Genomic DNA, 1,646 nt, shown 5'->3' on the forward strand with positions numbered 1-1,646 from the left:
CGGGTCTTAATCCCTTTGTCTTCAGGGCTGTCGTTCAACGGATCAAGGCGGCAAGCGAGGTGCTGTTTAAGGGTCTTAATCCCTTTGTCTTCAGGGCTGTCGTTCAACCTGCAAAGGCTGCGCAGGCAAACGCGCCTGACGTGGTCTTAATCCCTTTGTCTTCAGGGCTGTCGTTCAACCAACCGCATGGATCATCCGCAGGTGTCGACATAGGTCTTAATCCCTTTGTCTTCAGGGCTGTCGTTCAACAACACCATGTACCACATCAGCGAACACCGCAACGGGTCTTAATCCCTTTGTCTTCAGGGCTGTCGTTCAACACGCGGTTGCCCGTCTGTTCTGGTCAAGTAAAAACGGACACCCATCTTAAGCAGCAGCCTTTTCCCATTCCCGGGGCGAGAGGCTGCCCAGTGCGGTATGGGGTCGGACGCTGTTGTACTGCATCTCGATGTACTCCACGACATCCAGTCGGGCGGCTTCGCGGGTGGTGTACACCCTGGCATCGGTCCATTCGCTCTTCAGCGAGCCAAAGAAGCGCTCCATGACCGCATTGTCCCAGCAGTTGCCCTTGCGGCTCATGGAGGGCACGAAACCCAGCGCATCCATGCGGCCCTGATACGCCGTGGACGCATACTGGCTGCCCTGGTCCGAGTGGTGGATGAGTCCCGGACCCGGCCGGCGGTGCCGAACCGCCATCTCCAGGGCCTCCAGGGGCAACGCCACCGGCATGCTGTCGGACAGGGCGTAACCGATGAGCTGATGGTCATACAAATCCATGATGGCCGCCAGATAGAGCCAGCCCTCGAAGGTCCAGAGCGCCGTGATGTCGGCGACCCAGACATCGTTGGGCGCCTCGACCTGGAACTGGCGCCGCAATACATTCGGGGCCACGGGCTGGCGATGCTGGCTGTCCGTCGTCGAGCAGGTCCGCCGACGACGGCGCTGCTGGCACTCGATTCCGGCCTCGCGCATCAGGCTCCGGACCCGATGGCGACCGACGGCAAAGCCCCGTTTCTGGAGCTCGAAGGCCATGCGCCGGCTCCCCGCCCGGTGGCGTAACAGCTTGTCCAAAGAGCGCACATGCCAAATCAGCTCGGCATGCTCCGGATCGTCGGCGGCATCGCGTTGCAGCCACTGATAGAACCCACTCCGGGAGACCTGCATGGTCCGGCAAAGCGTGACCACGGCGTGATTCGCCTTCTCCGCCTCAATGAACCGATACCTCAGTTCGACTCGTTCGCGAAGAAGGCCGCTGCCTTTTTTAGGATTTCCTTTTCTTCTCGGAGCTTACGAACTTCATCGCGGAGCTGGCGAAGCTCTTTCTCCTGGCCATCGGAGGTCGGCTCTGGAGTCACGTCACCGTCCCCCTTGTGATGGGCCTGACGTATCCACCGGCTCAACATGGTCCGGTTGATATCGAGCCGCCGGGCCGCCTCAGTGCAGGAATAGCCCTGGCTCTCGACCATGGCAATGGCATTGGCCTTGAACTCGTCGCTGTAACGGGTCCGCTTCTGTTTACTCATGCTCACCTCCAGTTGCCGATAGTGTGGCTTAACTGGGGTGTCCGTTACCATTGGACCACTTCACGTCACCTCGGACTGGAAACGGGCGTCTTAATCCCTTTGTCTTCAGGGCTGTCGTTCAAC

General features: G+C 59.8%; 1 pseudogene and 1 CRISPR repeat array. The pseudogene reads right to left on the minus strand.

Annotation, left to right across the window (positions count from 1 at the left end):
• Positions 1 to 2 precede the first annotated feature (2 nt).
• A CRISPR array of direct repeats spans positions 3 to 320; the repeat unit is 37 nt; unit sequence GGTCTTAATCCCTTTGTCTTCAGGGCTGTCGTTCAAC.
• Positions 321 to 366: 46 nt separating this feature from the next.
• A pseudogene (locus F620_RS0112570) lies at positions 367 to 1,523 on the minus strand (IS3 family transposase).
• Between the last annotated feature and the right edge of the window lie 123 nt (positions 1,524 to 1,646).

This window comes from Thioalkalivibrio sp. ALE11 (genome assembly GCF_000381205.1).
GTDB lineage: Bacteria > Pseudomonadota > Gammaproteobacteria > Ectothiorhodospirales > Ectothiorhodospiraceae > Thioalkalivibrio.